Below are 6289 nucleotides of genomic sequence, written 5' to 3' on the forward strand. Positions count from 1 at the left end.
GCGCTGGCGATACCCGGCATGTTGTGATGCTCGGCCAGCCAGAAACGCTTGTAGCCCAGGCGCTCGGCATGGCGGGCAAGATCGAGCGAGTTGGCCAGCGACTGCGAGGCATCGCTGCCTTCGACGATCGGCGACAGGTCGAGAACGGAAAGAGCGGTCATGGATGGGATCCTGTGTCAGGACCGCATGTAGGAAGCATCCGGCGGCGCCGCAAATTCAAAAATATTGATCAGCCTTTGATAGCTTCGGGGTCGGCGATGTCGTCCTCCTCGACGACAACCGCGTGCTGCGCGGCGAGAAAATTGCCGACATGGCTGAGCCCGTCGAAATGATCGCAGAATACCTTGATGACGACCAGCAGCGGCACCGCCATCAGGGCGCCGACGAAGCCCCACAACCATGACCAGAAGGCGATGGCGATCAAGATTGCCACGGCGTTGATCTCCAGACGCCGGCCGACCACCATCGGCGTCACGAACTGGCCTTCGACGATGTCGCACAAGATCACGAAGGCCGGCGCCAGAAGCGCGTAGAAGATGGTATCGAAGCTGATCAACGCCATGACCGTGACAAGCACGATGGTGATCAGCGCTCCGACATAGGGCAAGAAGTTGAGCAACGCCGCGGCGGCTCCCCAGACCAGCGGGTTGGGCATGCCGAGCGCCCACAAACCGAGAGCGATGACCGTGCCGAGGCCGGCATTGATGATGGTGACGGTGAGCAGATAGTGCGAGATTTCGCGCTCGACGTCATAGACGACGCGCAGCGCCCGTTTCTTTTCGCTGAGGCTGGCGAAGGACTGGATGATCTTTTCATAAAACATCGTGCCGGAGGCGAGCAGGAACAGCGACAGCACGAAGATGATGGTCAGGCCTGTCCCGGCCGACAGGATGTTGCTGGCGGCCGCCGACAGGATGCCGGACTGCGCCATCGCCACCCTCTGGATGCCCGGCTCCTGCGACGTCTGGGTCAGCTGTTCGATCTGATGCGAAATCTGCATGATCTTCTCGAGTGGGCGGCGCAATTGCGCCAGCCGTTCGGCAAGTTGCTGGCCTATCGAAGTGGTGTTGTTGATGAGGTCGATGATCGGTCCGCTGAGCAGGTAGCCTACGCTGGCAAAGATGCAGATCGACAACAGCACCAGAAGGGTCGCCGAAACCACTTCGGAGATGCCGTGCCTGCGCAGGAGCCTAACGATCGGCGTCAGCGTCAGCGCCAGCAGGAAAGCCAGAATGACCGGCATGAAGAAAGCGCGAGCGAAGTAGAGCGCATAGATGGCCATGAACAGGAAAATGCCGACGAGCAGCGAGCGCATCAGATGCGTGTCGGCGCGGGCCGCAACGCGCGAATCCGACTCGTCGGCGATGGCGCGGCCCAAGGCAGCGGGTTCGGTTTTCATGCTCACCCTCGAGCCGGCGCCCTCGGCGATCGGCTATTGCTTGCATGAACGCAGAGTTATGGGCGCAGGTTCCATGAGCCGGCTTCCGGAATGAGGCCCGTTTGCACGGGTCCGGAAATCAGAGCGCGCCGCAGCATCCAGGCCTGCACTCATGGCGTTGGAAGAGAGATTTGGCTTTCTTCCCAATGTCGTGCGACGAGAACGAAAAATCCGGCCCTTCTCAATGGTAGCAGCCAGCAGCCGACATTTCCGTCAGGCTGGTGCGGTGACGGCTGTGGCAGCCCTGGCTGTTTCCTTGCGCACGATCGGCGCCACCCTGGTGCCGTAGAGTTCGATCGCCTTCATGATCTTGGCATGCGGCATGGTGCCGATCGCCATTTGCAGCAGGAAGCGGTCATTGCCGAAGATCTTGTGCTGGGCGACGATCTTTTCAGCCACTTGCTCGGGACCGCCGACGAACAACGCGCCGTTCGGGCCGCGCGACTGGTCGAAATGCGCTTGGGATGTCGGACCCCAGCCGCGCTCGCGGCCGATGCGGTTCATCACCTCCGCCTGCGGGCCGTAAAAATCGTCGGCCGCCTGCTCGGTCGTCTCGGCGATGAAGCCGTGCACGTTGATGCTGGTGGCAAGGCCCCTCGGGTCGCTGCCGGCGCGCTTGGCGGCTTCGCGATAGAGATCGAACAGCGGCGCGAAGCGCGCCGGCTCGCCGCCGATGATGGCGAGCGCCAGCGGCAGGCCGAGCGCACCCGCGCGGGCGGCAGACTGCGGCGTGCCGCCAATGGCGATCCAGACCGGTAGCCTGTCCTGGAAGGGCCGGGGATAAACGCCGCGATCGTTGATCGGCGCGCGCAGATTGCCGGACCAGGTAACCTTCACGCTGTCGCGGATGGCAAGCAAAAGGTCGAGCTTTTCAGCGAACAGCTCGTCATAGTCCTCGAGATTGTAGCCGAACAGCGGGAAGGATTCGATGAACGAGCCGCGCCCGGCCATGATCTCGGCGCGGCCGCCCGACAGAAGGTCGAGCGTGGCGAACTGCTGAAAAACGCGCACCGGGTCATCGGAAGACAGAACGGTGACGGCACTGGTCAGCTTGATGCGCTTCGAGCGCTCGGCCGCCGCGGCCAGGGCCACGACCGGCGCGGAGGCGGCATAGTCGGGCCGGTGATGCTCGCCAAGGCCGAAGACGTCGAGGCCGACCTGATCGGCCAGCTCGACCTCCTCGATCAGGTTGCGCAGCCGCTGATACGGGCCGATGGCGCCGGGGCCCGGTTGCGGGCTGACGTCGGCGAAGGTGTAGAGACCGAGTTCCATCTAATGTCATCCTGGTGTTGGAATTTGTCGCTAGACGTAGCCATCCGCCAACCTCGCCGCCAGAGGCGCGACGGTGAACAGTGCATGTCGTTTTCGGTTCTATCTCTTCGTCGCAATTCCCAAGGGAAAGCGCTGCGCGCTTTTCCCAGGAAAACCGCTTCACACTTTTCCTGGAATTGCTCCAAAGGCGTCTCCCGGCTGCAACAGCCGACAATTTCATGGCTGCCATGCCGTTTTGGCGCTTGAACTCTCGGTTTTCGCGCGTATGTAAGCCTCGCGAATTGACTTCAGGGAAGTGGACTTGGCTATCTACAGGGAAAAAGACGTTTTCGAGCGGCGCAATGCCGCAAACGAGGCAAAGAAGGCGCTCCTCGAGCGCTTCAAGGCAAAGCCGGCGGCGGATGATCCCGCAGTGCTGGCGCGGCAGGCTGAACGCAAGGCGATTCTTGCGGCCCGCGAAATCCGCGAGGCTGAAAAGGCCCGGCTGAAGCAGGAGAAGCTGGCACGCGAAGCGGTCGAGAAGGCCGAGCGCGAGGCAGCAGCCGAAGCGGCACGTATCGCCGCCGAGGAAGCTGCGCAGGCTGAGGCCAAGATTCGGGAATCCGAAGAGAACGAGCGCATCGCCCGTTTTCTGGCCGACGAAGCCGAACGCAAGGCCAAGCGTGACGCGCGTTATGCGGCACGCAAGCAGCGCACCGGCAGGACGCCGCCGGGCTTCTCCGCCCGCTAGCCTCAGGATCACCGAAGCAGCCAGCTTCGACAATCAGGGTCGCCTCACAGCGGCCCTGAAGGTGTTTGTCCCATGCATGTCGCCAAATATTGGTCCCGGTTCTGGGAGGACGACATGCGCAAACCAAAAGACCGTCAGGCGGCGAACTTCAGCCCCATGATGCCGCAGACGATGAGCGCGATGCAGGCCAGCCTGATCGCGGTGGCTGGTTCGCCGAGCAACCAGATGCCGAGCAGTGCCGTACCGACGGTGCCGATGCCGGTCCACACCGCATAGGCTGTGCCAACGGGCAGCGCCTTCAGCGCTAGGCCGAGCAGAGCGAGGCTGACGACCATTGAGGCAACGGTCAGCACGGTCGGCACCAGCTTCGAGAAGCCATCTGTGTATTTGAGACCGATTGCCCAGCCGATCTCGAACAGGCCGGCGAAAAAGAGAAGAATCCACGACATCGACAACGCTCCATCAGAGCATCGGACCGAGAAGCGATTTTCGGCGTCCGACGATCAGTCAAACAATGGCGGGTCGTCCCGTCCGGATTTTGGGGAAGCGCGAGGTCGTCCCCGCCACGCCAATATAGGAATTTCGAGCGCTCGATCAACAGCGGCCGGCAACAGTGTCGCCGGCCGTAACCTTATTGCGAAGTGGATCGCCTGACCTACTTGTCCTTGAGCTTCATCGCCTTGACCGGCGGCGCCTTCAGCGCGGGAGCCGGAGCGGGCTTCTTGGCGTCCTTCTTCGGCTTGCGGGCTTCCTTGCCTGCCTTCATCGCACCTTTAGCCATGATTCGTTCCTCCTGATGTGGGACGCCAAGTGAAACAAGAGAACCGCCCGACCGCAAGGGGTTAGCGACCGTTGCCGGCGTCGCCGGATTGCTTTCAACCGGTTTCTAATTTGCTCGTAAACCATGGCGGTCCGTGCGATGGTCATTTTCGCACTGCAGCATCGACCCGAGCTTCGCCGGGTGATCGTCAGGCAGGCCGTCAGGACGACAATGCGAATCCACATCGGCTGCGAGATGAGCTTCGACTTTCCGCAGGAAACACCGCTCATCGCGATGCTGAATGTGCATTATTCGCGTGCCTCCGATCTCGAGCGGCCGGATTTCCTGATCTCCAACCCGCCGGTGCCGATCGAAAGCTATCGCGACAGTTTCGGCAATTGGTGCAACCGGTTCGTCGCGCCGCCCGGGCGTTTCACCTTCGGCACCGACGCGGTGATCCGCGATCCCGGCACTTTCGAGATGGGCGACCTGATGGCCTGGCAGCACGAGGTGCGCGACCTGCCGGCGGACACGCTGCTGTTCCTGCTGCCCAGCCGTTTTTGCGAAAGCGACCTTCTGGCTGATGAAGCGTGGCGGCTGTTCGGCAACACGCCGCTGGGCATTCCGCGCGTGCAGGCGGTCTGCGACTTCGTCCACAATCACATCGTCTTCAACTACGGCAATGCTCGGCCGACACGCACCGCCGCGGAAGCGTATCGCGAACAGAGCGGCGTGTGCCGAGACTACGCGCATCTCGCCGTCACCTTCTGCCGGGCGCTCAACATCCCAACGCGCTATTGCACCGGCTACATCAGCGACATCGGTATGCCGAAACCATGGGCGAGCATGGATTTCTGCGCCTGGATGGAAGTCTATCTCGGCGGCCGCTGGCATGTCTTCGATCCGCGCAACAATGCACCGCGCATCGGCCGCATCCTGATCGCCTCCGGCCGCGACGCCGCCGACGTGCCGCTGACCCATATATTCGGCCCGGGAACGCTTGCCGGCTTCAAGGTGTGGACCAGCGAGATCGTCGAGTAGTCGCCGTTTTCCATAGGCCGATCTCTCATGACCGCTGGCTTGGACGACCCGACATTCGCGCGGTGTGATGCCTGTGGAGCTTTGGCGGCCTGGCCGCTAGACTGCGCCTTGAATGGGAACAAATGCCATGGCCGGGCACGGCGGCTCAAAAAAGGTGATCTACGCGGCGCTCGCCGGCAATTTCGCCATCGCGCTGACCAAGTTCGCCGCCGCCGCCTTTACCGGCAGTTCGGCGATGCTGTCGGAGGGCGTGCATTCGCTGGTCGATACCGGCAATGGCGGCCTGCTGCTCTACGGCATGCACCGCGCCGCCCGCCCGGCCGATCGCACGCATCCGCTCGGTCACGGCCGCGAACTCTACTTCTGGAGCTTCATCGTCGCTCTCCTCGTCTTCGCGCTGGGCGCCGGCGTGTCGTTCTACGAAGGCGTGATCCATATGATGGCGCCGGAGCCGGTCGCCAACGCCGAGGTGACCTACATCGTGCTCGGCCTTTCCTTCCTGTTCGAAGGCAGTTCGTGGTGGGTGGCGCTGAAGGAGTTCCGCCAGCAGAAGGGCAAGCAGGGCTGGCTGCGGGCGGTGCAGTCGAGCAAGGATCCGAGCGTCTACACCGTGCTGTTCGAGGACAGTGCAGCACTTCTCGGCCTGATCGTCGCGTTCGCCGGCATCCTGGCGGCGGAAGTTCTGGAGATGCCGGAACTCGACGGCGCCGCCTCGATCGGCATTGGGCTGATCCTGGGCGCGACGGCAATCTTCCTGGCCCGCGAAAGCAAGGGACTGCTGATCGGCGAGCCGGCATCGCCCGAGGTGCAGATGAAGGTGCTGGCGATCGCCCAGCAGGATCCGGCGGTGCAGCGGGCGAACGGCGTCCTGACCGTCCATATGGGGCCGACAGAGATCGTCGCCGGGCTCAGCATCGAGTTCGAGGACCATTTGACGGCGCCCGAGATCGAAGCTTGCGTCGAGCGCCTGGAGGCGCAGCTGAAGAAGGAAATGCCGGAGATCACGCGGCTGTTCGTCAAACCACAGACGGCAGGCACCTGGGAGCAG

The 6289-nt window shown here is 62.8% G+C and carries 8 protein-coding genes; 3 read left to right on the forward strand and 5 right to left on the reverse strand.

What is annotated here, in order from left to right:
- From EOB49_RS38005 to EOB49_RS26460, 3 genes are all read right to left on the reverse strand, one after another.
- A partial coding sequence (locus EOB49_RS38005; protein WP_245472847.1) for an LLM class flavin-dependent oxidoreductase occupies positions 1-161 on the reverse strand: 161 nt, incomplete at its 3' end.
- Positions 162-229: 68 nt separating this feature from the next.
- On the reverse strand, positions 230-1399 hold the full coding sequence (locus EOB49_RS26455) for an AI-2E family transporter (protein WP_127382717.1): 1170 nt from the start codon (positions 1397-1399) through the stop codon (positions 230-232).
- Between the two features lie 252 nt (positions 1400-1651).
- Positions 1652-2710, reverse strand: a complete 1059-nt coding sequence (locus EOB49_RS26460) for an LLM class flavin-dependent oxidoreductase (RefSeq protein WP_127382718.1) — start codon at positions 2708-2710, stop codon at positions 1652-1654.
- Between the two features lie 301 nt (positions 2711-3011).
- Between EOB49_RS26460 and EOB49_RS26470 the strand changes: the two genes are divergently transcribed.
- On the forward strand, positions 3012-3440 hold the full coding sequence (locus EOB49_RS26470) for a DUF6481 family protein (protein ID WP_023761392.1): 429 nt from the start codon (positions 3012-3014) through the stop codon (positions 3438-3440).
- 134 nt (positions 3441-3574) lie between these two features.
- Here EOB49_RS26470 and sugE read toward each other — a convergent pair whose 3' ends face one another.
- Together sugE and EOB49_RS38660 are read right to left on the reverse strand one after the other, a co-directional pair.
- Positions 3575-3889 carry a quaternary ammonium compound efflux SMR transporter SugE gene (sugE, locus tag EOB49_RS26475; RefSeq protein ID WP_056593424.1) on the reverse strand — a complete coding sequence of 105 codons (315 nt, stop codon included), beginning with the start codon at positions 3887-3889 and terminating at the stop codon, positions 3575-3577.
- Between the two features lie 206 nt (positions 3890-4095).
- Positions 4096-4221 carry a hypothetical protein gene (locus EOB49_RS38660; protein WP_013528464.1) on the reverse strand — a complete coding sequence of 42 codons (126 nt, stop codon included), beginning with the start codon at positions 4219-4221 and terminating at the stop codon, positions 4096-4098.
- Positions 4222-4431: 210 nt separating this feature from the next.
- Between EOB49_RS38660 and EOB49_RS26485 the strand changes: the two genes are divergently transcribed.
- Positions 4432-5241: a transglutaminase family protein gene (locus EOB49_RS26485; RefSeq protein WP_027040094.1), complete on the forward strand. Its 810-nt coding sequence runs from the start codon at positions 4432-4434 to the stop codon at positions 5239-5241.
- A gap of 127 nt (positions 5242-5368) precedes the next feature.
- Positions 5369-6289, forward strand: a 921-nt coding sequence (locus EOB49_RS26490) for a cation diffusion facilitator family transporter (RefSeq protein WP_164781815.1), incomplete at its 3' end; no start/stop codon positions are given.

The sequence above is a fragment of the Mesorhizobium sp. M7A.F.Ca.MR.148.00.0.0 genome, assembly GCF_003997735.1.
GTDB lineage: Bacteria > Pseudomonadota > Alphaproteobacteria > Rhizobiales > Rhizobiaceae > Mesorhizobium.

Excerpts from the sequence above, each read along its gene's own strand:
- EOB49_RS26455 (WP_127382717.1), bottom strand. The coding sequence starts at position 1,399 with ATGAAAACCGAACCCGCTGCCTTGGGCCGCGCCATCGCCGACGAGTCG.
- EOB49_RS26485 (WP_027040094.1), top strand. The coding sequence starts at position 4,432 with ATGCGAATCCACATCGGCTGCGAGATGAGCTTCGACTTTCCGCAGGAA.
- EOB49_RS38660 (WP_013528464.1), bottom strand. The coding sequence starts at position 4,221 with ATGGCTAAAGGTGCGATGAAGGCAGGCAAGGAAGCCCGCAAGCCGAAG.
- sugE (WP_056593424.1), bottom strand. The coding sequence starts at position 3,889 with ATGTCGTGGATTCTTCTCTTTTTCGCCGGCCTGTTCGAGATCGGCTGG.
- EOB49_RS26460 (WP_127382718.1), bottom strand. The coding sequence starts at position 2,710 with ATGGAACTCGGTCTCTACACCTTCGCCGACGTCAGCCCGCAACCGGGC.